General features: G+C 29.7%; 23 protein-coding genes and 3 pseudogenes. 17 read left to right on the top strand and 9 right to left on the bottom strand.

The features are described from left to right. Window positions 1-420 precede the first annotated feature (420 nt). From G9F70_RS22545 to G9F70_RS22535, 3 genes are all read left to right on the top strand, one after another. Window positions 421-1,866: an IS4 family transposase gene (locus G9F70_RS22545; protein ID WP_224617744.1), complete on the top strand. Its 1,446-nt coding sequence runs from the start codon at window positions 421-423 to the stop codon at window positions 1,864-1,866. Window positions 1,867-2,141: 275 nt separating this feature from the next. Continuing rightward, a complete protein-coding gene (locus G9F70_RS22540; protein WP_164946730.1) occupies window positions 2,142-3,104 on the top strand; it encodes a helix-turn-helix transcriptional regulator in 963 nt (320 codons plus the stop codon). 100 nt (window positions 3,105-3,204) lie between these two features. Then, on the top strand, window positions 3,205-3,831 hold the full coding sequence (locus G9F70_RS22535; RefSeq protein ID WP_164946729.1) for a type 1 glutamine amidotransferase family protein: 627 nt from the start codon (window positions 3,205-3,207) through the stop codon (window positions 3,829-3,831). 787 nt (window positions 3,832-4,618) lie between these two features. On the opposite strand, the gene G9F70_RS22530 is transcribed toward G9F70_RS22535, so the two are convergent. Together G9F70_RS22530 and G9F70_RS22525 are read right to left on the bottom strand one after the other, a co-directional pair. Further along, window positions 4,619-5,941: an IS1380 family transposase gene (locus G9F70_RS22530; RefSeq protein WP_224617782.1), complete on the bottom strand. Its 1,323-nt coding sequence runs from the start codon at window positions 5,939-5,941 to the stop codon at window positions 4,619-4,621. Window positions 5,942-6,093: 152 nt separating this feature from the next. Continuing rightward, on the bottom strand, window positions 6,094-6,519 hold the full coding sequence (locus G9F70_RS22525) for a GNAT family N-acetyltransferase (protein ID WP_224617742.1): 426 nt from the start codon (window positions 6,517-6,519) through the stop codon (window positions 6,094-6,096). A gap of 587 nt (window positions 6,520-7,106) precedes the next feature. Here G9F70_RS22525 and G9F70_RS27360 point away from each other — a divergent pair. From G9F70_RS27360 to tnpA, 3 genes and pseudogenes are all read left to right on the top strand, one after another. Further along, window positions 7,107-7,547, top strand: a pseudogene (locus G9F70_RS27360) (DUF5680 domain-containing protein); the annotation flags it as partial. Next, window positions 7,520-7,924 (top strand): annotated as a pseudogene (locus G9F70_RS22515) (M24 family metallopeptidase); the annotation flags it as partial. The pseudogenes G9F70_RS27360 and G9F70_RS22515, both read left to right, overlap by 28 nt. A gap of 305 nt (window positions 7,925-8,229) precedes the next feature. Next, window positions 8,230-8,703, top strand: coding sequence for an IS200/IS605 family transposase (gene tnpA / locus G9F70_RS22510; RefSeq protein ID WP_224617364.1), 474 nt, complete (start codon window positions 8,230-8,232; stop codon window positions 8,701-8,703). A gap of 89 nt (window positions 8,704-8,792) precedes the next feature. Here the strand turns inward: tnpA and G9F70_RS27545 are convergent, their stop codons facing one another. From G9F70_RS27545 to G9F70_RS22480, 5 genes are all read right to left on the bottom strand, one after another. Further along, the gene (locus G9F70_RS27545) at window positions 8,793-10,016 is read right to left on the bottom strand and encodes an FtsX-like permease family protein (RefSeq protein ID WP_411956028.1); all 1,224 of its coding nucleotides are present in this window, start codon (window positions 10,014-10,016) and stop codon (window positions 8,793-8,795) included. A gap of 64 nt (window positions 10,017-10,080) precedes the next feature. Continuing rightward, window positions 10,081-10,833 (bottom strand): ABC transporter ATP-binding protein, encoded by a 753-nt coding sequence (locus G9F70_RS22495; protein WP_125002566.1) that lies wholly within the window; start codon window positions 10,831-10,833, stop codon window positions 10,081-10,083. Window positions 10,834-10,852: 19 nt separating this feature from the next. Next, a complete protein-coding gene (locus tag G9F70_RS22490; protein ID WP_164946724.1) occupies window positions 10,853-11,899 on the bottom strand; it encodes a sensor histidine kinase in 1,047 nt (348 codons plus the stop codon). Between the two features lie 2 nt (window positions 11,900-11,901). Continuing rightward, window positions 11,902-12,600, bottom strand: coding sequence for a response regulator transcription factor (locus G9F70_RS22485; protein WP_164946723.1), 699 nt, complete (start codon window positions 12,598-12,600; stop codon window positions 11,902-11,904). 123 nt (window positions 12,601-12,723) lie between these two features. Further along, entirely contained in the window at window positions 12,724-14,730 is a 2,007-nt protein-coding gene (locus G9F70_RS22480) for a serine hydrolase domain-containing protein (RefSeq protein ID WP_164946722.1), read from the bottom strand. Window positions 14,731-15,470: 740 nt separating this feature from the next. On the opposite strand from G9F70_RS22480, the gene G9F70_RS22475 reads away from it, so the two are divergent. The 5 genes from G9F70_RS22475 (at window position 15,471) to G9F70_RS22455 (ending at window position 19,130) form a co-directional block, all read left to right on the top strand. Beyond that, on the top strand, window positions 15,471-16,679 hold the full coding sequence (locus G9F70_RS22475; RefSeq protein WP_164946721.1) for a hypothetical protein: 1,209 nt from the start codon (window positions 15,471-15,473) through the stop codon (window positions 16,677-16,679). A 134-nt stretch (window positions 16,680-16,813) separates the two neighbouring features. Then, window positions 16,814-17,461: an HAD family hydrolase gene (locus tag G9F70_RS22470; RefSeq protein ID WP_164946720.1), complete on the top strand. Its 648-nt coding sequence runs from the start codon at window positions 16,814-16,816 to the stop codon at window positions 17,459-17,461. 150 nt (window positions 17,462-17,611) lie between these two features. Next, a complete protein-coding gene (locus G9F70_RS22465; protein ID WP_164946719.1) occupies window positions 17,612-18,136 on the top strand; it encodes a PadR family transcriptional regulator in 525 nt (174 codons plus the stop codon). A gap of 43 nt (window positions 18,137-18,179) precedes the next feature. Next, entirely contained in the window at window positions 18,180-18,500 is a 321-nt protein-coding gene (locus tag G9F70_RS22460; protein WP_164946718.1) for a carboxymuconolactone decarboxylase family protein, read from the top strand. A 213-nt stretch (window positions 18,501-18,713) separates the two neighbouring features. Then, complete coding sequence (locus G9F70_RS22455; RefSeq protein ID WP_164946717.1) at window positions 18,714-19,130, top strand: YjdF family protein; 417 nt, start codon at window positions 18,714-18,716, stop codon at window positions 19,128-19,130. Between the two features lie 151 nt (window positions 19,131-19,281). Here the strand turns inward: G9F70_RS22455 and G9F70_RS22450 are convergent, their stop codons facing one another. Continuing rightward, entirely contained in the window at window positions 19,282-19,926 is a 645-nt protein-coding gene (locus tag G9F70_RS22450) for an HAD family hydrolase (protein WP_164946716.1), read from the bottom strand. A 143-nt stretch (window positions 19,927-20,069) separates the two neighbouring features. Here G9F70_RS22450 and G9F70_RS22445 point away from each other — a divergent pair. Both G9F70_RS22445 and G9F70_RS22440 read left to right on the top strand, forming a co-directional pair. Next, window positions 20,070-20,195 (top strand): annotated as a pseudogene (locus G9F70_RS22445) (cytochrome C biogenesis protein); the annotation flags it as partial. A gap of 22 nt (window positions 20,196-20,217) precedes the next feature. Further along, window positions 20,218-20,970 (top strand): AAA family ATPase, encoded by a 753-nt coding sequence (locus G9F70_RS22440; RefSeq protein WP_164946715.1) that lies wholly within the window; start codon window positions 20,218-20,220, stop codon window positions 20,968-20,970. A 153-nt stretch (window positions 20,971-21,123) separates the two neighbouring features. Here the strand turns inward: G9F70_RS22440 and G9F70_RS22435 are convergent, their stop codons facing one another. Beyond that, window positions 21,124-21,585, bottom strand: coding sequence for a transposase (locus G9F70_RS22435; RefSeq protein ID WP_164946714.1), 462 nt, complete (start codon window positions 21,583-21,585; stop codon window positions 21,124-21,126). A 304-nt stretch (window positions 21,586-21,889) separates the two neighbouring features. Between G9F70_RS22435 and G9F70_RS22430 the strand changes: the two genes are divergently transcribed. The 4 genes from G9F70_RS22430 (at window position 21,890) to G9F70_RS22415 (ending at window position 24,326) form a co-directional block, all read left to right on the top strand. Continuing rightward, a complete protein-coding gene (locus G9F70_RS22430) occupies window positions 21,890-22,408 on the top strand; it encodes a hypothetical protein (protein ID WP_164946713.1) in 519 nt (172 codons plus the stop codon). A gap of 258 nt (window positions 22,409-22,666) precedes the next feature. Continuing rightward, window positions 22,667-23,086 (top strand): NUDIX hydrolase, encoded by a 420-nt coding sequence (locus tag G9F70_RS22425; RefSeq protein WP_164946712.1) that lies wholly within the window; start codon window positions 22,667-22,669, stop codon window positions 23,084-23,086. Further along, on the top strand, window positions 23,083-23,610 hold the full coding sequence (locus G9F70_RS22420) for a 2'-5' RNA ligase family protein (protein ID WP_164946711.1): 528 nt from the start codon (window positions 23,083-23,085) through the stop codon (window positions 23,608-23,610). The genes G9F70_RS22425 and G9F70_RS22420 overlap by 4 nt, the downstream gene beginning before the upstream one ends. A gap of 170 nt (window positions 23,611-23,780) precedes the next feature. Next, on the top strand, window positions 23,781-24,326 hold the full coding sequence (locus tag G9F70_RS22415) for a GNAT family N-acetyltransferase (protein ID WP_164946710.1): 546 nt from the start codon (window positions 23,781-23,783) through the stop codon (window positions 24,324-24,326). Window positions 24,327-24,362: the final 36 nt, after the last annotated feature.

Here is a 24,362-nt window from a genome sequence, read left to right as displayed (position 1 = left end):
TAATTTTAAAAACACATAGAATTTGAGTTTTATTATTTATTTTCATTACAAAAATCGCGTTTCCTGGATAGAAATCACATAAAATATGATTATACATATATTTACATTTTAAAAAGTATACACTTCACCAATTTGTTTTAATCATATTATTTAAATTATTAAGTTTTGCAAATGAATAATCCGGGAAAAATACTGTATTGTGGTTATTTTTTCACGAATCGTTTCAATACCCGATAAACAAAAAACTGTTTTAATATATTGGATTTTTGGGAATATATGTATTAATGTTGTAAATTTACGATTTGCGGTTACTACCCCATAGCCATCAAGCTAAGAAAACTCTATAAAAATAAATCCCCCCATTTGTAAAAATGTTATTATTAAAGAGACAATAAAAAGACACCGTGGGGGGATTTATACATGACAGAAGGAAAAAAATTAAAATTGGATGAAGATATAAAGCTTTTTGCAGATGAACTTAAACTCTGTTTTTCAAAAGACGAGATTGAAGAAGTCGCGAGAGAGACGGGTTTTGTGAAAAGAAAAAGTAAAATTAAAGCATGGGAATTCGTTTGCTTATGCTGCTTTATGGATGTGGAGGTTGCGAATAATACACTTGTTACCTTATGCACAAAACTTAGTGAAAAAACAGGCCTACTTGTTTCCAATCAGGCATTAGACCAACGTTTAAATGAAAGATGTGTAAGGTTTTTGAAGAAGATTTTCGAAAAATTATTACGCCAAACAATCACAAATAATACTTGTATACCAAGTAAATGGGATGAATATTTCAAGCGAATAAGAATACTTGATTCTACTGCTTTTCAAGTACCGGAAAGCTATAAAGATATTTATCCTGGATCTGGTGGTTGCTCTCAAGCTTCAGGTGTAAAAATACAACTAGAATATGAATTAAAATCCGGAAATCTTCTTAATGTGCAAGTAGGAGCTGGCTCAGGTAGTGACAATACTTTTGGGAGCAAAATAAGAGAGACTATCAAAGCGGGGGATCTTATTTTAAGAGACCTTGGATATTTCAACTTTGAAGATTTTTTGGACATAGAAAAAAGAAAAGCCTTTTATATATCAAGACTCAAACCTAATATAGCAGTGTATATAGAAAGTAATGATATAGAGTATTACAAGAATGGTACTCCAAAAAAATCAAGCCTTTTTAAAAGAATCTATATTTCTGACATAATGAAACAAATGAGTGATGGAGAACATTACGAACTTAAAGATGTTTATATTGGTCAAGGTAAAAAGCTAAAAACCAGGCTTATTTTATATAAATTAACAAATGAGCAATTGAAAAAGAGGTCAGAAAAAAGTAAAAAGAATGCTAAAAAGAAAGGTATAGAAAAAAGCGATAATACGATTGAATTATTAGGAATATCTATATATATAACAAATATTGAGCAAGAAGTTTTAAGTGCAAAGCAAGTATATGAGTTTTATGAACTGCGTCGGCAAATTGAAATAATTTTTAAAACGTGGAAATCCATATTTCATATACCTGGTGTAAAACAAGTTAAGATAGAACGGTTTCAATGTCAGCTTTACGGGAAACTTATTTTGCTACTTTTAAGCTCTGCTGTAATGTTTAAAATGAGAACTTTGGCAATAAAAAATAAAGAGCTTGAAGCCAGTGAAATGAAGGTTTCCGAGATAGTTCATGGATATATTGATAGACTGTATTTTGATCTTATAAAGTTTCCTAGTAAAACTTTCAATAACTTAAAGTTAGTGTTTGAAAATGTAGTTAAAAATGGCCTTAAATCTCATAAAAAGGACAAAAAAACTGTTTTTGATATTCTCGGAGTATGTTATAAGCAAATGTCAGCAAATGCTAAATTTGCAGCATAAATCAAATTAATAAAATCATAAGATTTCCACTGTATACGTGGTTTTTTTGGTGCGCCATAAAATCGTTCAAATGCTAATATGCACTTACAATACATCATTTAAATTCATGAAAGAAAAACCGATGGTAAAATATTCTATTTTGTGTTAATCCAATATTATCTAATATTGCTTAGCTTGATAGCTACTAAAGTATATAAGTTTTTAAAAACAATATTTAATGATATTATATTTCTAAACAATAAAATTTAATTGTTAACCAGATTAGGGGGCGCATTATGCCAAAAAATGATAATATGCTAGCAATTTTATGGATGCTGAATTCAGGTACAAAAATAACTGCAAAGCAAATATCCGAAAGGTTAGAAATAAACATACGATCAGTTTATCGTTATATGGATGCACTGTGTGTTAGTGGAGTGCCAATAATATCGGAGCCTGGTCATAACGGCGGATATAGTTTGCTTAACAATTTTATCCGAGCACCCCTGTTTTTTGATCTTGAAGAGAAGAAATCACTTTTGCATGCTGCTGTTTTTGCAATGGAATCAGGATATCCTTTTATGGAATCACTAAATAGTGCAACATCAAAGTTAAAGATGTTTTCGAATCAAGAACAAGAAAAAGTTCTCAATCGTCATTTAGTTGGATTTGAAGTAGTGAGCCGTATTTGCGATCCAGCTGTCAAACCTATATTAATGGAACTCGAGCAAGCTGTTGCAAATGAATGCTCTATGGAAATTGAATACTGTACAGGTTATGAAGGTCATCCCAAGCATAGGGTTGTTGACCCCTATGGGATGCTTTACTGGAACAATAAATGGTACGCTATTGCATTTTGCCATCTTAGGAATGAAATTCGTAACTTTAGGGTAGATAGAATAATAAATATTATAAGCACTAAAAATACGTTTAAGCGTCCTGAAGCTTTTTCGGCACGTGAGTTTTTTACAGAAAGCTTATTATCGAATATAGAAAGTAAAGTAGGACTTTGCACTTTAGTAATTGAGGGCAAGTCAGAAGCATTGAATGACCTAAGTGCACATTGGTTTTTAGGATATCATCTGATAAAACGAACTGAATGCAGAACGATTTTTTTAATGGATGAATACTCAATCCATACCTATGTTCCTCATATTCTACTTCCATATGGTAAAGCAATAAAGGTGCTTGAACCAAATAGTTTTAAAGCTGCTATGGCATCAATTCTTAAAGATTTGCTGGACTATTATCTCCACTGACTGAATTTGTCAGTAAAGATAATATATAATTGATTAAGATGGAGCTTGAAACCATCCTGTGATAAATAGTACTAATAAAATGAAAGTGGAGGAATAGAAAATGAAAAACAAAGTATATCTTTATGTATTTGATACAATGGCAGACTGGGAAATAGGTTATTTAAGTACTGAAATCAATTCGGGAAGGTACTACAAAAAGGGATTAATGCCTCTAAAAATAGTAACTGTAGGAATTAACAAGAACCCTATTACTACAATGGGAGGTCTAGAAATATTGCCAGAAATTGAACTTAAGGAGTGTAGTATTGAAGAGACAGTTGCTTTGATTCTACCTGGTGGGAATACATGGACAGAAGCAATTCATGCTCCCATTATAAGAATGGCTGAAGAATGTTTAGAGAAAGGTATTGTTGTAGGGGCAATTTGTGGTGCTACAATAGGACTTGCTATGGAAGGAGTATTAAATAAGCGAGCTCATACAAGCAATGACCTGGGATATCTTAAAATGGTCTGTCCAAGCTATGCAGGAGAAAAATATTATAAGCAAGAATACGCAGTAACTGATAGAAGTTTGATTACTGCCTCTGGAATAGCTCCTCTTGAATTTACTTTGCACATATTGAAAATTCTAGAGGTGTTTTCACCACAAACCTTAGATTCTTGGTACAATCTTTATAAAACTCAAGATGCAAAATATTTCTTTGAGTTGATGAGCTCGATTCAATAGTAGAAAATTGAGTGTATCAAAGTTATTTATATAAATATAAAAGTATAAAGCCAAATGCGGAGTTGGAGATTATTATAGACTTTCAAGTTAGTCTGTTTCAAAGTTTGTGTAAACTTCCATGATTGATATAGAATAAATATAAGTCATGGAGTTTTTTTATGGGTTCTACTATCATAAATTCACTACTCCTAAAAAGTGTCCCAGAGGGCACGAATTCAATGTACTATATTTATAATATATCATATAAAACAATACATTCAAATGGACAATAAGAAAAAAGGCTTTAGTTAAATCTACTATAAGCCTTTATATATCAACGCTTTGTGCTATTTTTACGAATGTAAGGTTTTAGTCAAAATCGTACATTCGTTTGTGACGTAATTTATAAAGAAAGCAAATCAAGTAACTTAAATTTATATTCATACACTGTATAATGATTTTGCTATAGCCATATCATAGCATCCCCACATTTTATCTTTATATGGAAACCCATTTTTCAAATACTTTCCATCAACAAAGCCCACATTTTGATAACACCTATGAGCACTTGGATTATTATCCCGGATTATTCATGAACTTAAATTTTATGGGTTTAATTTTAAAAACACATAGAATTTGAGTTTTATTATTTATTTTCATTACAAAAATCGCGTTTCCTGGATAGAAATCACATAAAATATGATTATACATATATTTACATTTTAAAAAGTATACACTTCACCAATTTGTTTTAATCATATTATTTAAATTATTAAGTTTTGCAAATGAATTATTAAATCAAATGAACCTATATAGGTATGTAGAAAATTCTATTTAATATATTAAAAAATACTTCTTTGTAAGGGCAACTGCTGCATAATTTAAACTTTAGATATCTTCCACCTTTCACTATTTTTGCTGCAATCTTTATTAATTTTGTGCGAATAGTTTCAATTGTCATATTTTTCATTGGTGTTTTATCTAAGCATAGATTTCGAAACCAATTGTTAAAATTATATGCAAGCACCATTTCTTGAAGCTTATTAGCATTAGCTATAAAAGTAGTACTGCTCATTTTATCAAAAGATAATCCGAGTTTACCTTCTTTTATAAAGTTTTCCATAGTACCTCTGTTGCAATAGAATTTAACCACGGATTCTGGAGGTAATGTCATATTTGTAACAATGAACGTATAGTTATAGCACATTTGATCTTCTGGCTTTTCTATTTTTACAACCACCCTACGCTCTTTTTCCCAACTTGATGCTTTATATTTAAATTCTCCATAAACAACATGGTATGAGCAAAAGTCTCTTTTGCACAATTTAGACATTTCATTAGCAAATTCACATGCTGATTTGTATAATGTAGAGTTAACCTTTAATCTTATTGCATAAAGTGTGTCAAGTTGTTCGGAAATTTTATATAACTCAGGAGTAGCAAATCCACTATCGCCTCTTATAACCTTTGTAGTATTAGGATATTTATTCACATATCTTTTAAGCACAGGACCTATAAATCTTACTGCTTGCCTTGAAGTATAGACATTTCCTGACCTAAGCTCCGCTTTAATTAAATCACCTGTCAGCCCATCAAACATTAATAGTGGATGATATCCATTTGAACCATAGTGAGAGTTATAATCTGAACCATATTGATCACCATAGGTTTGAAAATTCGTAGAATCTATATCAAAAATAATATGCTCTGGCATTCTAACTGAATAAATTTTATCTTGTAGCGTTTCATTAATATATTCATGGCTTTTTAATGTTTCAACAGTAACCCTTTTATTAAACCTAGAAATTGTTGGTTGAGAGGCTAATGATTCTTTACCAAGTATATTGGTAAAAGTAGGATCGTGTCTAAGTTCATCGGCATTATCATCAGTATCATAACCTGCGATTCGTTGATATATTCTTTGAATCGCAATGTCTTCATTTTTATGTGTTCTAGCGTCAGCTGAGCTATCTATAATACAAATATTTTCTTTGATTGTTTTACTAAAGCCGATTTTTTCATCAAATTCTTTATATAATAAAAGCCCTGCATCTGATGTTAAATTTCCACCTTCAAAATCTATTTTAATTTTTTTGTTGAATTCTAATGATTTTTCATTTACACTATTCATTGTAAGAAGTCTCTCCTTTGTTTTTGTGTTTTGTTTTGTCAACTTAAACATAACAAATTTGAGGCTTTTTGCATATACTTTTTTATCACTTTTTTCATGAAAAATTAAAAGTTTATAGAATACAGTGTTTTAGCTATGTAAGTCATAGCTTTTTAGTGTTGCATGAATAATCCGGGATTATCAAAAACTTTTAAAGTTGCCCTCGACATATTTAATATTTCAAAGGCATATCTTATAGCTTGATTCACCATTTGCTTTCCGAATCCATTATTTCTTTTTGATGAATCAGTAATAACAAAGCCAACATGTATACTCTCATTTTCATAATTGGCATTCATCATTGCTATGAACCTAACAGGAGCTCCCTTTTCATCCAACGCAGTAAATAGCCATCCTTTTTCATTATTTTCAAAACTTTCTTTTGTTTCTTTCATTGATTCTTCTGTCAAAGGATATGTTATTTTATTAGCACACCATTTCACAAAATCTTCTTCGTTGTCTATCCATTTAACAATATATTTCGCATCGCATGATTTATATGGTCTTAATCTTAGCATTCTATTTATACTCCGATTCATGTGTCAACCATCCTCCATTCACTTAATTGTTAGCATTTAAATGCTTATTAATTTAATCATAAATGATTACGTTGCGTAAGGTGCAAGTGAAATTTATATAAATTTATAGCTTCATAGTCTTCTTTTATGTCGACACAAGTAACCCCATATCAAGCTGGGTTGAGACCGAATTATTCAGTAAAAGTAAATGAGCAAATAGATATTAACATACTTAAATATAATAAATTAAATTAGTGAAGGCATTTTTCCATTAGAACAGTGAATGGAAATAATGTCTTCTTTTATTTGAAGGTTTATTTGTTAATTATAGAAGATACAATTAATGTTTTGGATCATATAAATAATACTGACGTATTTCGTAGATTAGAATAGAATTATTTTAGTGATATATAGGGAATTGTTACTTTTAGTGTAAAATATAGAGGATAATTATGAATGTTTGTTGAATTATGTAAAGAGAATGTGTTATAGCATGTAATAGATTATCTTTACATGATTTCTATAATGTGCAGTTGATGTCACTAGAGAAAGGTACCTAAAGACTGAGTAAAGTTTAGGATAATAAATGGCGAACTGTGTCATTAGTAAACGAAAAAATAATAGAATTTTTACGTACAGCCAAAAGATCTACATATGCAGGAAAGGGTGCTGAGATTCAATCTTTAAGACTTAATTCACATGATTTAGAGTATGTAGAAGGAAATTTAAAATATATTGATACCTATTTAGGGGGAGAGGGATTTGTAGGAGAAGAAGTCTTATGGAAGGATGATATTCCATTTTGGTCAATGAATTATATAGGTAGAATTAATGGGGAAGGATTTTCAGGAAACTTTTTAAAAGAAGCCTTAATTTTAGTACCAAAAGAAAATCCATATCGTGAGCCTATGATATATCAAAATGGACAATATAAATATCATTGCATTGTTAATGGAGAATTTAAATGGTTTCAAGGATATGAGGAAATTTATTTTGATGATACCAAGGTATATGAGTACTATATTCAGATGCATCAAGAATGTTTATGATTGGAGAAGTAAGTAATGAATCTAGGAAGATAGTGGAAATAACTAAGGAGTGCCTAAATAAGGGAATAAAAGCAGTAAAACCTTGTTTTTTTTTAGGTGACATAGGAGCAGCTATTCAAGAATAGGTAGAAAGTAATGGATACTCAGTAGTTAGGGGTTTTGGAGGACACGGAGTTGGGCTAAATATTCATGTGGATCCATTTGTTTTTCATATTGGAACTAGAGGAACAGACATGATTTTAGCACCAAGAATGGTATTTACCATTGAACCAATCATTAATGGCGGAAGTCATGAAATATTTATAGATGAAGATAATGGATGGACAGCTTTTACAGCTGATGGATCGTTTTCAGCGCAGTGGGAGCATAATATATTAAATGTAAATAGTTTAACTGGCAATTTATTGATTAATAATTGGATATATTATTATATTTATAGTAAATCTTTAAGCTTTAGTAAAGGTAAAAAACAGAAGTTGTTTTAATTGTTGATGCGTATCTTAAAATCAAGAAAATATTATTTTCATCCGTTCGTTTCAATTATTTTTATTAATGAAAGAATACCACGGGCTATGCCTGTGGTTCTAAAAAGCTTATAGCTATACGTAGAAAAAAACAACCCCCTTTGATAAAATGGAAGTAGGTTTGCCAACCACAACCAAGTCAAAGGGGGAAAATCCAAATGGACAATCAAAGTTTAGCACATAGTAAATGGAATTGTAAATACCATATTGTCTTTGCACCCAAATATAGAAGACAAATAATATATGGGAAAATAAAATCAGACATAGGACAAATATTGAGAAAGCTATGTGAATATAAGGGTGTAGAAATATTAGAAGCAAACGCATGCAAGGATCATATACATATGCTTGTAAGTATACCACCCAAATTAAGTGTGTCACAATTTATGGGATATTTAAAAGGTAAAAGTTCATTGATGATATTTGATAGACATGCAAATTTGAAGTATAAGTATGGGAATAGACAATTTTGGTGTAAAGGATATTATGTAGATACAGTAGGAAGAAACAAAAATGCAATAGAAGAATATATAAAAAACCAACTTCAAGAAGATATTGTATGTGAGCAGATAAGTTTAAAAGAATATATGGACCCGTTTACGGGTGAGCCAGTAAATAAATACAAAAAATAATACCCCTTTAGGGGTTGTATGTAAAGGTATGCGGTTGGCAGAACTTTCAGTATGTCTTTAGACGTAGCCAGTAACATGCCCTTATAGGGCTAGAACAAGCCACCCGTTATACGGGTGGTCCTGACTCTAGTAATAATATATCCCAATAATTGTATAATAAAATAACATATAAATATTTTAATTGTATTTATCATAAATTCTTTACCTAATTTGCAAATATAAAGATATACAAAACTTGCGATAGTTGTTATAAATATATGTGAAAAAAATATTAACCTAGATTTGCATAGTAATATACTATCTATTTCGTTATCAATTAGTCCAATATTATATAATTTGATTTTCTCAAATTGCCAGTTATCTAGATCTATTTTGATTTTAAAATATAATATAGTGGAAGAAGCGATAAAACTTAGTAATACAATAAAAATATATATGGAATTAAAAGAAGACATTTGAAAAATGTTGTAAATGTTAAAACGTGTTTTTAAACTAGTCAAATTACAAATTCTTTCGGAAATAATAAAGGTGAAGTTTAAAAAAGCGATAAAGAAAATTATAATTTTATTATCCTTCAAAGAATCCTCTAATTCATTTATTAAAAAAATTCTCTTATAATAAAAATTTTTACTTTTTTTTGCGAAAACAATAAATATATTTATAAAAATTAAAAATAATGTGAAAATTACTACTATACATATTAAAGAATAGTCAATATAATATCTAGATTGTAAGTTTAGGACTATTCTTTCATTAAAATGAATGCAACATAGTATTAAAACATAGGGTGCTATTCTTAAAAAATTTTCTTTTTTAGAATGTACCATATATAAATTTTTATGATTTGCTATTTTTATAAGGGACAGACTATTAATAAATTTAGATGTCCATAAAATGAATATAATAGTAAGTAAAATATAATGTCCAATAGTAATTATGTAGATAATTGATTTAAATTCAAAAGTAAAAGCAGAAATTCCTGCGAGTTTAAATATGAAAAGTACAATGATTTTTGAAAATATAATACCTAAAATTAATCCTATAGGCACATATATGAGAAAAGTTAAAATATTTTCTAGGAGAAGTAGAATTTTTAGCTCATTACAGGTCATGCCCAAAGCCAAAAATGTTGCAAACTCCTTTTGTCTGTGTTTTATAAAGGAAATGTACGTAAAAATACTCCACAATGCGGTATTAAAGACAGCAATTGATGGTAATACAAAAATATTTTTTTGTTTAATTACTGCTACATATGAATTATATAGTGTTGATTCAGTAAAAAAGAATATAACTGAGATTATTAGGGAAATCATATACAAAAAATATTGATCTAAATTTAATTTTATAGTTTGTTTAAGCATCTTTCCATAATTCATATCATTCACCACTAATCACTGCTAGAGTATCCAATATTCTATTAAAAAAGGCATTTTGATCTCCTTTGTTATATATATCTACAAATATTTTTCCGGATTTTATGAAAATCACTCGTCTGCAGTAGCTTGCAGCGTATATGTCATGCGTAACCATAAGAATTGTTGCTTTTTTCGCATCATTTATCATTTGTAAGTACTTCATAAATTTTTTAGAAGTATTTGGATCAAGACTTCCAGTTGGTTCATCAGCTAAAATAATATATGGATCATTTATTAGAGCTCTACATGCGGCTGCTCTTTGTTGTTCTCCTACAGACACATTATAGGGATATCTATTTCTAATATCGTATATATCAAAAAACATAAAATATTCTTTTATTTTTTCATCAATTATTGGGGCACTGATTCCCTTAAATATCAATGGAAGTGCAGCATTTTCTGCAAGCGTAATATTATCAAGAAGATTAAAGCTTTGAAATATAATTCCTAAATTTTCACGCCTAAAAATAGATTTTTCTTTTTTGCTTAAGGAAGTTATATATTTATTCATTATTTTCACTGTTCCACTATTAGGCCTGTCAATACCTGATAATATATTAAGCAGAGTTGTTTTACCACTTCCTGATTGTCCCATAATAGCAGTAAATTCTCCACTTTCAATGCTTAGATTTATACCGTTTAATACATTATTAGAGTTAACTTCTAAATTTCCTCCATACACCTTAACAATATCCTCAGCACATAAAACTTCCAATGAAATCCCCCCATTGTCTTTAAATTTTTGATGGATAAGTAACTGAAATAGTAGTTCCTTTATTAATCTCAGATTCTATGGTTATGCTATGATTCAACTTCTTTGATATTACTTTGCATATATATAGGCCTATGCCAGTAGCATCGCCCACCTTTCTTCCGTTTTCTCCTGTGAAAAATGGTTCAAAAACTCTTTTTATATCATAGCTGGGAATTCCAATGCCTTCATCTCTAATTGTTAACTTTGTTTCTTTATCAGTTCTATATATATTAAAAAATATATATGTATTTTCTTTGTTATCTTTAGAATATTTAATAGCATTTGCTATAAGTTGTTCAAGCATAAATTTATTCCACTTTTCATCTGTAACAATCAATATTTTTTCATATTTAAATTCTATTTTAGGAAATACATTATTATAGATAAATTGACTTTTTTTATTATTGATGACCTCCTTCAATAATTGCACGAGGTCCGCTGTTTGAGGCTCATAATCTTTTGAAAAATCATTTAATCTACTAATGTTTAGAATTTGATCTAAACCATTCTTAACTTTATTATTTTCTTCTCTTATATCAAAGAATAATCTTAATATATTCATTTGGTTCATTGTGAAATCCTCGTTACTAAAGCTTGTTTCTTTAGTAGCTTTTTGAATGATAAGATCAATTATTGAAGGTGGAGTCTTTATATTATGAATCCATTGAGATAAAAAATACTTATTATCTGTATTTTGTGCATGAATTTTACTTATTTTATTTGTATAGTTTTCATGAATTTTAAATATAGCCCTAGCTGTTTCTAGCTGTTGATTTGTCTTTGGATTTAAATTAAAGTACCTATTTTCTATGCCTTCATTGAGACTTCTATTAAATTTATAATATTTGGACCACTCACTTAATATTAAAAGTACGTATAGTACTATAGATAGTAACAAAGGATATAACACATCAATTTGGGTACCTAATGAGTAAATGTAAAGAAGAATCAAAATTGTACTAAGAAAATATACAATAGTAAGTGATAGTTTATCCTTTGCAAAATTTATTAATATCTTTTTGTTCATATTTAGCCCTCTTGCTCAGAATCACATTGAAACATATATCCTATGCCCCATTTGGTTGAGATAACTTCACTAACACCAAACTCTTTAAGCTTAGTTCTTATTCTTGCTATATTAACTGTTAACGTGTTATCATCTACAAAAGTGGTATCATCCCAAAGCTCTTCTAAAAGGTATTCCCTACCGACTATTCTATTTTCATTCTTAATAAGTATACTTAAGAGCTTGAACTCATTTTTACTAAGCTCAAGTTCAATTCCATTATAATGTATTTTAAAAGTATCTTTATTAAGCTTAATACCTCCCATACTTTCAATTATACTTGATTCATTTGCATATTCACCGTACACTCTTCGTATTGCTGCTTGTATCTTAGCAAGCAGAAAGTCAAAGTTAAAAGGTTTTGTAATATAATCATCTGCTCCGAGTTCAAGTCCACGTATTTGTTCCCCTCCACTATTTCTTGAAGAAATAATGATTACAGGTATTTTTGAGGTTCTTCTAAAAGTTTTACACAATTGAAACCCATCGGAATATGGAAGATTTATATCTAAAAGAATCAAGTCAGCTTTTGAATTTTCTAGTTCCAAATCTACATTTTTAAAATCTTGTATGTAAGTAACATCATATCTATATTTTTGAAGATGCTCTGTTACAAGTTTATTTAGCCGAGTATCATCTTCAACAACAAGTATCTTATACAAAACAGATTCCTCCTTTTTAAAGTTAAGATATAATATAGTAACTTTACTATATTATATCATAATTTAAAAAGGCGGAAAGAAGACTGCATTTGATGGCAATGGAAACTTAAGTCTAATTTTTAACTAAAACTTGAATCCTAAGAGATTCCAATAATTTAGGAAAAGGCTAAAAATTAAAAATACACAACAAATTAGTATATTACGCACAAGTATACCGGAATTAGATTTTTCTTTATTCCAATATATCAATGTTGAAATCATTAGTGCAAAAGTAATTATGGTAGTTATTATTGGAATAACTAATAGATATATCATCATCTTAGGTAATTCTGGTAAAAAAGTAGGGGATGAGGATAAAACAATACATTCTTTAGTCATACCTAGTAAAAATACTAAATTTAAAATGCAGATAGAGGGTATAATCCATCTATGGTATTTAAAAAGTAAAGGTTCTTCAGTAGCTTTTTTTCTTAGATTGATCAATATCATTGTAATGAACAGACCTAAAAATAATATTGAGAAAAGCACAAAAATGATTTTATGCAACATAGGGTTTTCATACCAATGAATTTTCTCATAGGCAATTGGTGAACCAGGATAAAACATATAAGATATATTTCCTTGTTTATTTGATTTAAAGGCAATAGTATCACCTCTTTCCACATTCTTAAAAAGTAAAGGTTCTATTTCTTTATAGATATCTTGCCCACCTGGGTATTTTACGATTAATGCATCTGACTTGCTTTTTATATTTAAGGTCGGAACTAGTAGCGGTGCTAATTTCACTAATTTCCCTATTTCATTTCTTGGATATCTACTAGCTTGGTAAACACCTTTAAGTTCTTTTAAATTACTTTTTGTAAATTTAACTTCATTATCCATACTGGTTTGTGCTTTAGATTGTGGATAATATTTAGTCATGAATTCATTGGCCATACTTCCACATATATTGGCTCCGTTATCACCATTGGTTGAAATAAAAAATCCCAAATTACTGCCTGGTATTAAATATAAGAGACTATTAAAACCATAATCGTTACCTCCATGGGCAAGTACTCTCACCCCATTTATATTGTTTTCTTCAAATCCATAGCATAAACCGGGAATATTTATATCCAATGGAAAGTGCTTTTTATGCATATCCTCTGTAGTATCTTTATTCAAGATGGTTGTATTATCATAGGTACCATGATTTAAATGTGCCATCATAAATTTAGTCATATCATCTGCTGTGGTTTTTAATCCACCAACTGGCGCAAAGGTGGATCCATATACAGGAACTTTTTTATAGATGCCATTTTTGTAATCATATCCCTTAGATAAGTTGCCACGTATTTTTTTGTTGAAAGAAAAACTACTGTTATTCATATGCAGAGGCTTCAATATATTATCTTCCATATACTTATTAAAAGGAGTACCAGTCATACTTTCAACAACATAACCAGCTACAGACATACCATAGTTACTGTACTGGGGAGCTTCACCAGGTTCACGAATTATAGGACGAAGGCGAGATATTAAGTTATCTTTTAGTGGTTTTTCTTGTAGATAACTTTTTGTTACAGATTCTCCGATAATTCTTTCATCAAAACCAGCGGTGTGAGTCAAGAGATTTTCAAGTGTTACAGGTTTTGAGTATTTGTTTTCTATTTTAAAATCCTTTAAATATTTATTTACATCTTCCTTTAAATTTACCTTACCTTTTTCTTTTAGCTGCATAACAGCTGTAGCAGTAAAAAGTTTTGAAATTGAAGCTACTCTAAAAACAGTTGTCTTAGGATCAACAGGTATTTTTTTATCTATATCTGAATATCCATATCCTTTTTCAAAAAGAACAGTATTGTCTTTAACAACAGCAAAAACTGCTCCAGGCACATTAAATTTTTTAATCTGTTCATTGAAAAGACCATCTGCAAACTTTTCTACATTGTCCTTATTTAAAGGCTCTTTATTGTTGTTACCTAATAAAGATATAGAATTTTTTTCTTTACTTTCTTTTGTTGTAACAGTTTGCTCCGTACTTAGAATATGTGCTAAGGATTTTATTTGAAAGCATAAAGACGGAAGCACATATGCAATAACTATAAAAATTATTAAAAATCTTTGCATATAAGTGGTAGATTTTTTCATAGTAGTAGACCTCCTTAATTTCTCTTAATTGATTTGTTTGGTGTTAATTTAAAGGCTCCAAACATAAATAAATTGTATATGAATTAAGGAAACTAATAAATTGATTTATATAATAAAACCTTACAGTTTTGTAAGGTTGAATGACCCTCAGTCTCATAAAGCCAGAAAAAATATTATCTAAAGGATTAAAATTGATAAATTTCTTGACTTTTAACCCTAAAATAGGTATAATTTACACATAAATACATAGGAGGTGCTATAAAATGATCATTACTACTTGCTAATTAATTTTCCAAATAGAAAATTAAAATTAAAAGAGTTTTAAATTACCTAATTCATTAGGTTTATTTGTTTTACTTCTTTTAGAGCTTTGCAAGTAGAGACTGTCAAATTTATAGGACTAAAATTAAAATCCTTTGTTTTACATTTTATTTACTATTATAAATTCAGGCTAGGTACAGGTTTATTAGTGGTGTTAAATTTCAATATTAAGTTGAGAAATTATATCGCAAGAACTTGGATTGCTCTTTTGGGTACCCTTGCAGAATCCTTAGAATTTATTTAGTACATGCTTATTTTGTTATGTAAAATATTGTAGACGTTTTTTAGACTGTAATAAGGCTTTGCTTTATTACAGTCTTTTTAGTTTATGCAGAGAAGTAAATTTAGCATTAAATATTATTGAATTAGGATATATAAAACTAAAAGAACAAAAACATATTAATAAGGGGTGTATATGTATGAAAAATGAAATTAATAATGAATTAAGAGAAGTATTAAATATATTTGAAGAGGCTTATATACAAAGAGATGTAAGCAAAGTTGATAGTTTCATGGATGCGTTATTTGATAAAGATGAAAAGGTAATTGTGCTTGGCACAAGCTGCGGTGAATTGTGTTTAGGTCATGCAGAAGTTAAAGATATATTTTTAAGTGATTGGGAATATTGGGGAGATTTGAGAATTAAGGCTGATGAAGCTACTATAATACCACTTGGGAACACAGCTTTAATCCACACTACAGGTACAATTAAATATTCTTTTTATAGCAATGAGGATACTTATACACGGTATTTGGGCTATATTAAAGAATATTTTGATGGAGTTTCTTCTGATAGCAAAAAACCTGATAAAGTAAAGTTAACTGAAATCAATTGGAAGCTATGTCATTTGTTAAATAAATGGGATGGTGAGGAAAGACATTATTTATGGGATTTGCGTATTTCTTTTGTGTTAATCAAGAAAGAAAATCGATGGATAATAAGACAAATGCAATTTTCACTGCCGGTAGTGGGATATATGCCAGATGCACGAATTGATAATATTTCTGGTGATATAGAGAGTTTTAATGCAGAAGGAGACAAAATGAAGGAGTATTCTATTAATAATACATTAGTATATAAAGATGAAATATTAAAACTTCTACAAGCTTTTAATAATGAATACTTGGAAGCCCATAATGAGATAGGAACAATAGCTAGTAAATATTTCACAGAAAATCCATTAATTATTAATACAGACAAAACAGTTTATAGTAACCAAGAGGAAATAAAGAACTTGATAGAAAATCATAGAGCATGCTACGATGAAATGAAATTAGATTATGAGGATTGTTTAATTAATTCCAACGAAGATGTGGTTTGGATAGTCACGCATGGCACTATGAAAAAGATAATTTCCGAAAACAGTGCTTTTGATAATACTGTAGATATAATCAAGAATATATTTACAAGTGATTTAGATGATAAGGATAAGCTTTTTAACATAAGAAGAAGAATTGCAGGCACCCTCAAGGAAAATGCTAGAGGAGAAGAATATGTTTGGCCATTTAGGTTTGAAGCAGTACTTATTCGAGAAAAGCAAAATTGGGTATTCAAATATCTTCAATTCTCTCTTCCATTTAGTTGGTTTCTTGAAGGGAAGACAGAGGCAGCTTCAATAGTAAAATAAAAAAATAAATAAAATATCCCAGTAATAATATTATGGATTACTATGGGTAATCAGCTGAGAGGTTATATCATAAAATGAGATTTTTCTTAGGGGTTAAGTTTACAAATATGTATTTGAAATAGAGGAGATAAACAATGAATATAGATTCGATTATTTTTGATTTAGATGGAACGCTTTGGGATTCAACTAAGACAGTGTTAAAAGCTTGGGATAGAGTATGTCAAAATAATAAAGAAGTCAGGAGTCCTATTACACGAGAGGTATTGCAAAGTATTATGGGGCTACAAGCTCAGCAGATAGGCGCTAAACTATTCCCTTATTTAGAGGAAGCTGGACAAACAAAGATTTTACAACTCTGCTGTGAAGAAGAAAGAAAATTACTTTTAAAGGAAGGTGGCATGCTATATAAAGACCTAGAAAGTATTTTACAAACACTTTCTAAAAGTTATTCATTATTCATAGTAAGTAACTGCCAATGTGGATATATAGAAGTCTTTCTTGAGTACCATAAACTCGGTAAATATTTTAAAGACTTTGAATGTGCAGGAAATTCAAGTTTAGTAAAAGGTGAGAACATTAAGGTTATTATGAAGAGAAATAATCTTGAACACCCTGTATACGTAGGAGATACGCAGGGAGATTGTGATGCTGCAAAACTCGCAAATATACCTTTTATATTTGCTAGCTATGGATTTGGTGAAGTAGATGCATATGACTATATCATTGAAGAAATATCAGATATAGTAAAGTGTGCGCAAACAACAAATCTTGACTCAAAATAATAAAGTTTGCTCAAAAATATAAAGGATTGCAGGAATAATTCCACTGCAATCCTTTATGATATATTGATAGCTACATTAATCAACATATAATATTGACATATATTTCATATAATGCTATTCTATTATTAGAATAGCAAAGGAGGAGAGAAAATGACGCAGATTGAAGTCATACTTTTATCTCTTTTATGTGACAAAGATTATTATGGGTATGAATTTGAAACTGTAATAGAACAAAGAAATATGAGAGGGTGGACCAATATTGGATTTTCATCAATCTATAATTCTTTAAACAAACTTGAAAAGAATGGGTATATAGTTTCAAAATACGAAAAAGAATATGGTTCACCTAAGAGGAAAGTATATTCGATCAAGGATGAAACAAAAGTACTTATTAAAGAGCAGATTATCAAGATGATAAGTGAATATAACAGTGATCCAAGTGAATTTGACATAGGTATGCTGTTTTCCTATTTATTAATAAAAGAAGAATTAAAGGAAGCTTTAACTAATCACAAAGAAAATTTAATTAAGAGAAAAGAATTTTTACTTGAAAGATATGACCAGCATCCTACAGCGAGGCAAAGGCCGCATATAAAAGCATTATTTGAAAGACCATTAGCACTTTTGGATACTGAAATCTCATGGCTGGAAGAGTTTATAAGTGAGAACTTTTAAAGAAATAATAAATATTTAAATATATTATGAGGAGGAAGTTGTAATGAGTGATATGTCATCAGTAAGTAACGCATTCCAAACTTTTATTAAGGAAGCACCAGAATATCAAAAGATATGGATGGAAACAGTACAAAAATTAGATGCTATAAGTAAACTAGATTCAAAAACAGAGGAGTTGGCATACATTGCAGTGCTAGCTTCGGCAAGACTTGAGGGAGGGCTACCTTTCCATGTTAAACATGCGAAATCACTTGGAGCCACAAGAGAGGAAATAATAAGTGCTGTTTTGGTTGGACTGCCTGCAGTAGGTAATATAGTAATCCAAGCATTGCCAATAGCCATAAATGCGTATGATAATGAATAGGATTAGATATGATGAACTTTTAAAAAAGTTAAGAAGGGTTTAAAGCGTTTTTTTTTAATCTACAAAATATAGTAATATGGTTTAAATAGAGATAAAATCACAGCTTCGGTTGGTAGTCCGAACCTATCTATTGTTTTATAGGTAGCAGTATCCTTCCCTCCTGGGGTCGTCCACTCTCTTTAGTAAAGATTAATAAGCAGGAGGAAGTATTAAATGGAAATTAGTATTAAATTAAATGTATTTTTTGAAGGGGGATTTTGGGTAGGAGTATTTGAAAAGGTCTATGGTGGAAAATATGAAGTATCTAAGATTACCTTTGGGGCTGAACCAAAAGATTATGAAGTGTTTGATTTTATATTAAAAAACTTTTATAATTTAAGGTTTAGTAGTCCTTTATGTATTGAATCTGTTGAAAAAGGAAGGATAAATCCTAAAAGATACCAAAGAGAAATAAAAAAAGAAATGGAAAACAAAGGGATAGGTACAAAAGCTCAACTTGCTATGCAACTACAACATGAGATAAACAAAACAGAAAAAAAGATAGTTTCAAGAGAAGAAAAAGAAGAAGAAAAGCAAAGAAAATATGAATCAAGACAACAAAATAAGAAAAGTAAGCATAGGGGTCACTAATAAGTAGAAAAATCTATGGTAGGTATTACAAGATATTTCACTGGAAAATAAAATGTGCTCAAAAACATGAAGGAGTATGTAGGGATAATCCCCCACATACTCCTTCATGTTTTGATTAAAAATGTATTATTTGTGGAGGCCGTTGTAATTATTAAAGTATAAGATCACTTAAAGAATTATATACTGGTACATCATAATTTTTAAATTTATCTAAATGCTGGTGGCCGCAGGCTACTAAAAAACAATCACAACCTATAGCTTTTGACACCTCATAATCATGAACTGTATCACCAATTAAAAGCACTTCCTTTGGGTTAAGAGAAAGATCTCGAATCAACCTTTTTCCATTTTCAACCTTGCTCACAGCATAATGATCATTTAAACCAACAAGTTTAACAAAAAAATCATTGATTTTGTAAAAATCAATAGATTCATCTAAGTAAATTTGTTGTGATGCTGAAAGTATAGATTGAGTTATATCAGAGTCACTTACTAATTTTAATATTTTTTGCGCATCTTGTTGTAAATTGCAGCTTCCATAGGCATCTCTGTATAGTTCCACATATTCATTTGCAATTTTTTCAAATGGTTCCAATGAGAAATCGAATCCTAACTTTGTGTAATAATTAATCACAGGAAAATCAAAGATTTGTAAATATATGTCTTTATCAATTATAGGCATTTTTCTTTTTTGTAATAGACAATTCATAACATTTATCACCACTTCTACATCATTAAGTAGTGTACCATTCCAGTCCCAGATTATATGTTTGTATCCTGAATTTAAAATATTCATGCCGTATACTACCCCTCATTAACCATGAAATGGATTAATAATTACATTATAACATGAACTTTTGGCTTTTGTAATATGTAAGGATATTACTAATACGTGCTATAATATAAATTATATTTGAATGAAATTATGAAGGTGAAGAATGTAAGATTGAGATAAGATGCAAAAGGGAATACGTTAAAAATGTCATTAAGGTTATTAAAGAAATTCATCCTTATGAAGAACCATTAATCAATATTATTCCAATTATAAATGAACTGTTTGAATAGAAAACTAAATTGGAGGATGAATATGGGGTTGTTAGAGTGTAGTCAATATTTAAGAAGCATACAACTTAATAAAGATGATATAGAATCTTTTTCAAAATATCCTTTCTGCTTACCTGCCATAGAGAAACTATCAAGTTTAGAGTTTCATCCAAAAGTAACATTTATTGTAGGGGAAAATGGATCGGGTAAATCAACGATTTTGGAGGCCATAGCAACTGCCTATGGCTTTAATCCAGAAGGTGGAACAATTAATTTCAACTTTTCATCTATGGATACGCACTCAGAATTATACAAATATATAAAGTTAGTTAAGGGAGTTAAAAAGCCTAAGAATGGATTTTTTTTGCGAGCGGAGAGTTTCTATAATCTTGCAACAAATATTGATGAACTTGATAGAGAAAGTCCAGGGCTGGTGTCTTCCTACGGAGGGCAATCACTACATGAACAATCTCATGGAGAGTCTTTTTTTGCTGTATTTATGAATAGGTTTGGCAGTAATGGGCTGTATATACTAGACGAACCAGAGGCTGCATTATCTCCTTCAAGGCAAATGTCTATGCTTACAAGGATAAATGAGTTAATTAAGTTGGGTTCTCAATTTATTATTGCAACCCATTCTCCAATTATAATGGCCTATCCTGAATCAACCATTTATGAAATAAAAGAAAAGATAGAAGTTGTTGAATATGAGGAAACTGAAAACTATCAGATAATGAAGAGTTTTATTAATAATAGGAGTAGGATGCTTGATATTCTGATGGAAGGGGGTCATTAATAATAAGAAAAAAAGGTGCCACCCATTATAAAAGAATTTAAAATAAAAAAATAAAAACTGTACATCTTCATCAAAGGTGAGATTGTACAGTTTATTTATTTTATAAATGGATATAGGGATAATGACTAAAATAAAAAAATACACCTAAAATCATTAAGGAAGAGGCACAGGAATGATCTTGTTTGATATATTTGATACTGTTTCAGCGGATATTTTAACATCATATAGATTTTTAATTTGCTCAGCGACGCTTCTTGTAGTCATTCCGCTTGCATAAAGAGCCAATATTTTATCTTCAATACCGGTTATATTTCTTTGATACTTAGGCAAAATTTTAGATTTAAATTTACCTTTTCTATCACGCGGTATGTTAAGAACTATTGTTCCAAGTTCGGATTTTACGGTCTTTTTAGAATGTCCATTTCTACTGTTTAGTGTTTGTTTTTCTGATACATCGTATTTGTCATATCCAAGTTGTGAAGTCAGCTCTGATTCTAATGCTTCTTGAAGGATGTCTCTAAACATGTCCTTTACAGAAGCTAGAATCTCATTTGTACTTGTAAAATTTTGATCCTTGATATAATCTCTTAAAATCTCTTTAGAAATGTCTGACATAAGAATACTCCCCCTTAATATTTAATAATTAACTTACTTCAATTATTGCCAATAAGGAGTGTTTTTTATTCAGTATACATAGAATTATTCATTAATATTAATTTAATAGCTAAAGAAAGAAGGGCTACATAGGTCGAAATGTAAAATTAGTTATAAATATGGATTTTATTTCAAACGGATGATATAATAGTGAAAAGATTTAGCCCTGGATAGTACTATATAACCCCAGGTGATGACTTAATGAGTAATAAAAAAATTGAAGGAGAATATGAATTAATATTGAAGGAAGATGGGAGTGGTATAAATGAAGATATTTAAAGATAAAAAAACAAAGGATATTATATTTATTTGTATTACATTAATATCATTATTGGAATGGTATTTTGCCTACAAGATCGCCAATAAGTATGCGGGAATATACAACATTGGAATTTTTATTTTGTTTATAGGTCAACCAATTTACTATAAAGCGTTATTTAAAAACCAAAATGCTTATTTGAAATTAAAAATTATTGCGATTGGGCTAATATTATTTATTTCACCTTTAATAATTTACTATACTTTACCAAAATATACATACGATGAAGGAAAGCAAATTGTTCAGCGATATGTACATTCAAGTAGAAATACTGTGTTTATTGACATTTCTAAGGAGAAAGATACTGTGCCTCTAGTTAATAACCCAGAACAATTGTTTGTATCAAATAGAGCGTATTATTATGAAATCAAATCAACTATTGGTAATAAATATTTTATGGTTAATCCACTGACGGGGAAGGTAGTACAAATGCCAAAAGATTATTGGACAGTCGACGAAAAGTAACAAGTGGCTATAGGGTGAAATTAAAAAAGACCTATATGAATATATAAGTATTGGTTCAGATTAGAAAAGGTACTCTTATGGAGTGCCTCTTGTTTTTATCTAAAAATAATCTGTAAAATAGAAATGCGGAACGGATAGAGAAATTTAGTATAAAATGGTATAATCAAGTATACATGTTAAAATATTTAGGGGCTATATGAATTTGAAAGTAAGTTAACCCAATTGAGAGCAAAAATTATAAATATTGGAGTGATTTAAATGGAAACGAGCAAAATCGAATTTGCTACAAAAGCACTTATACTAAGAGATGGTAAGTATTTAGCATTACACAAGACTGGAGCAAAGCATGATTTTTATGAACTGCCAGGCGGTAGGATGGAGTTTGGAGAAACCGCAGAAGAAACTCTTATAAGAGAATTAAAGGAAGAAACAAATTTTGTTGTAGAGCCTATAAGATTATTAGATACCTGGAATTTTATTTCGAAAAATCATCAGATAACAGGGGTTATATATTTATGCAAAATAAAAGAGGGCGATTTTAAATTATCAGATGAACATGATAAGTATGAATGGCTTAAATTTAATGAGGTAAGCATTAACATGATGCATGAGATTTTTAAGGAGAGAATGGTAAATTGGGATATGAAAAAGATTGAAGAAGGTATGCGAATTATATGATAAAGCGATGTATTATGATATTTCCACATTTTGAAAATGAAGAGATTATAGATGATATAAGAAAAAAATATGATCCACTTGCAGAGTGTGTAAAACCTCATATTACCTTGGTGTTTCCTTTTGAAAGTGAAATAGATACAAATAAGCTAAAAGAGCATATAGAAATTATGGTGTTGGACATAAAAGCTTTTCATATTAGCCTTAGTGGAATTACTGCTTCCACCCTAGCAGGAACCTATCTATTTCTAAATATAAAAGAAGGTAATGCTCAAATAGTAGAGATACATAAAAGATTGTATAAGGGGATTTTAAAAGAATTTTACCCGCAATGGTTAAAGGAGATAGATTTTTTGCCACATATGACTGTTGGTAGTATTAGTGATTTGGACGCTTTTGAAATGGCAGTAGAGGAAACCAAGAATATAGATGATGTATTTGGGACAGTTGTTAATACAATAAGTGTTGAAATTATTGATGAAAATGAAGATTCAATAATAGAATTAAACATTCCGCTAGGAGCATAAGACTTAGTGATAAGAAGGAGGTTAGATGGCTATTAAAAATATTATTCAGTCATGTAGAATAAGCGATCATAGAATTTATTTATAGCTATGGGTTTTGTAGAAGTAAATAGCAATGATAAGGAAAAAATATTTGAATTAAAGTTAAATTGAGTATTGTAGGGGGTAATAGTGTGAATAATGCTCCGAAATTAGAAAACTATAATATTATATTAAGGCAACCAATAGAAGAAGATATTGCTAGCCGTAAAAAGTTAGGACTAGATATGGAATGCGTTATAATGTGCGGTGGTAATATCAGTAAGCTAGGTGAATTCACCATAGATGAAGCTATGAAATGGTATGAAAGAATAATTCAACATCCATGTAAGTGGGTTATTGAGTATAATGGCAATTGTATTGGAATCGTTGGCCTTAGGCCATATAAAGAAGATAACAAAGCCAAATTATCTATTGAAATATATGACAACAACTTGTATGGCGCAGGGATTGGAACAAAGGTTACTAAAATGGTTTTAGATTATGCCTTTGAAGTTTTAGAATATCATAAGGTGTATTTAAGAGTCTTAGATTATAACGCAAGGGCAATAAAATGTTATGAAAAATGTGGATTTGTAAAAGAAGGAATAGACAGAGAAGGTGCATTAATTAATGACGTTTATTGTAATGATATTTATATGGGGATTATTAGAACTGCCAAAGTTGAATATAATATTTAGATCATTAGCATTAAATTCATGGAAAGTGGAGGGGAC

It is taken from the genome of Clostridium sp. FP1 (assembly GCF_011065975.2).
In the GTDB taxonomy this organism is placed as follows: domain Bacteria; phylum Bacillota; class Clostridia; order Clostridiales; family Clostridiaceae; genus Clostridium_AD; species Clostridium_AD tagluense.
This window is presented reverse-complemented; position numbering and strand designations above follow the sequence as displayed.

Bases quoted from the DNA above. Each gene is read 5' to 3' on its own strand.
- G9F70_RS22545 (WP_224617744.1), top strand. From the start codon at position 421: ATGACAGAAGGAAAAAAATTAAAATTGGATGAAGATATAAAGCTTTTT.
- G9F70_RS22540 (WP_164946730.1), top strand. From the start codon at position 2,142: ATGCCAAAAAATGATAATATGCTAGCAATTTTATGGATGCTGAATTCA.
- G9F70_RS22535 (WP_164946729.1), top strand. From the start codon at position 3,205: ATGAAAAACAAAGTATATCTTTATGTATTTGATACAATGGCAGACTGG.
- G9F70_RS22530 (WP_224617782.1), bottom strand. From the start codon at position 5,941: ATGAATAGTGTAAATGAAAAATCATTAGAATTCAACAAAAAAATTAAA.
- G9F70_RS22525 (WP_224617742.1), bottom strand. From the start codon at position 6,519: ATGAATCGGAGTATAAATAGAATGCTAAGATTAAGACCATATAAATCA.
- tnpA (WP_224617364.1), top strand. From the start codon at position 8,230: ATGGACAATCAAAGTTTAGCACATAGTAAATGGAATTGTAAATACCAT.
- G9F70_RS27545 (WP_411956028.1), bottom strand. From the start codon at position 10,016: ATGATTTCCCTAATAATCTCAGTTATATTCTTTTTTACTGAATCAACA.
- G9F70_RS22490 (WP_164946724.1), bottom strand. From the start codon at position 11,899: ATGAACAAAAAGATATTAATAAATTTTGCAAAGGATAAACTATCACTT.
- G9F70_RS22480 (WP_164946722.1), bottom strand. From the start codon at position 14,730: ATGAAAAAATCTACCACTTATATGCAAAGATTTTTAATAATTTTTATA.
- G9F70_RS22475 (WP_164946721.1), top strand. From the start codon at position 15,471: ATGAAAAATGAAATTAATAATGAATTAAGAGAAGTATTAAATATATTT.
- G9F70_RS22470 (WP_164946720.1), top strand. From the start codon at position 16,814: ATGAATATAGATTCGATTATTTTTGATTTAGATGGAACGCTTTGGGAT.
- G9F70_RS22465 (WP_164946719.1), top strand. From the start codon at position 17,612: ATGACGCAGATTGAAGTCATACTTTTATCTCTTTTATGTGACAAAGAT.
- G9F70_RS22460 (WP_164946718.1), top strand. From the start codon at position 18,180: ATGAGTGATATGTCATCAGTAAGTAACGCATTCCAAACTTTTATTAAG.
- G9F70_RS22455 (WP_164946717.1), top strand. From the start codon at position 18,714: ATGGAAATTAGTATTAAATTAAATGTATTTTTTGAAGGGGGATTTTGG.
- G9F70_RS22450 (WP_164946716.1), bottom strand. From the start codon at position 19,926: ATGAATATTTTAAATTCAGGATACAAACATATAATCTGGGACTGGAAT.
- G9F70_RS22440 (WP_164946715.1), top strand. From the start codon at position 20,218: ATGGGGTTGTTAGAGTGTAGTCAATATTTAAGAAGCATACAACTTAAT.
- G9F70_RS22435 (WP_164946714.1), bottom strand. From the start codon at position 21,585: ATGTCAGACATTTCTAAAGAGATTTTAAGAGATTATATCAAGGATCAA.
- G9F70_RS22430 (WP_164946713.1), top strand. From the start codon at position 21,890: ATGAAGATATTTAAAGATAAAAAAACAAAGGATATTATATTTATTTGT.
- G9F70_RS22425 (WP_164946712.1), top strand. From the start codon at position 22,667: ATGGAAACGAGCAAAATCGAATTTGCTACAAAAGCACTTATACTAAGA.
- G9F70_RS22420 (WP_164946711.1), top strand. From the start codon at position 23,083: ATGATAAAGCGATGTATTATGATATTTCCACATTTTGAAAATGAAGAG.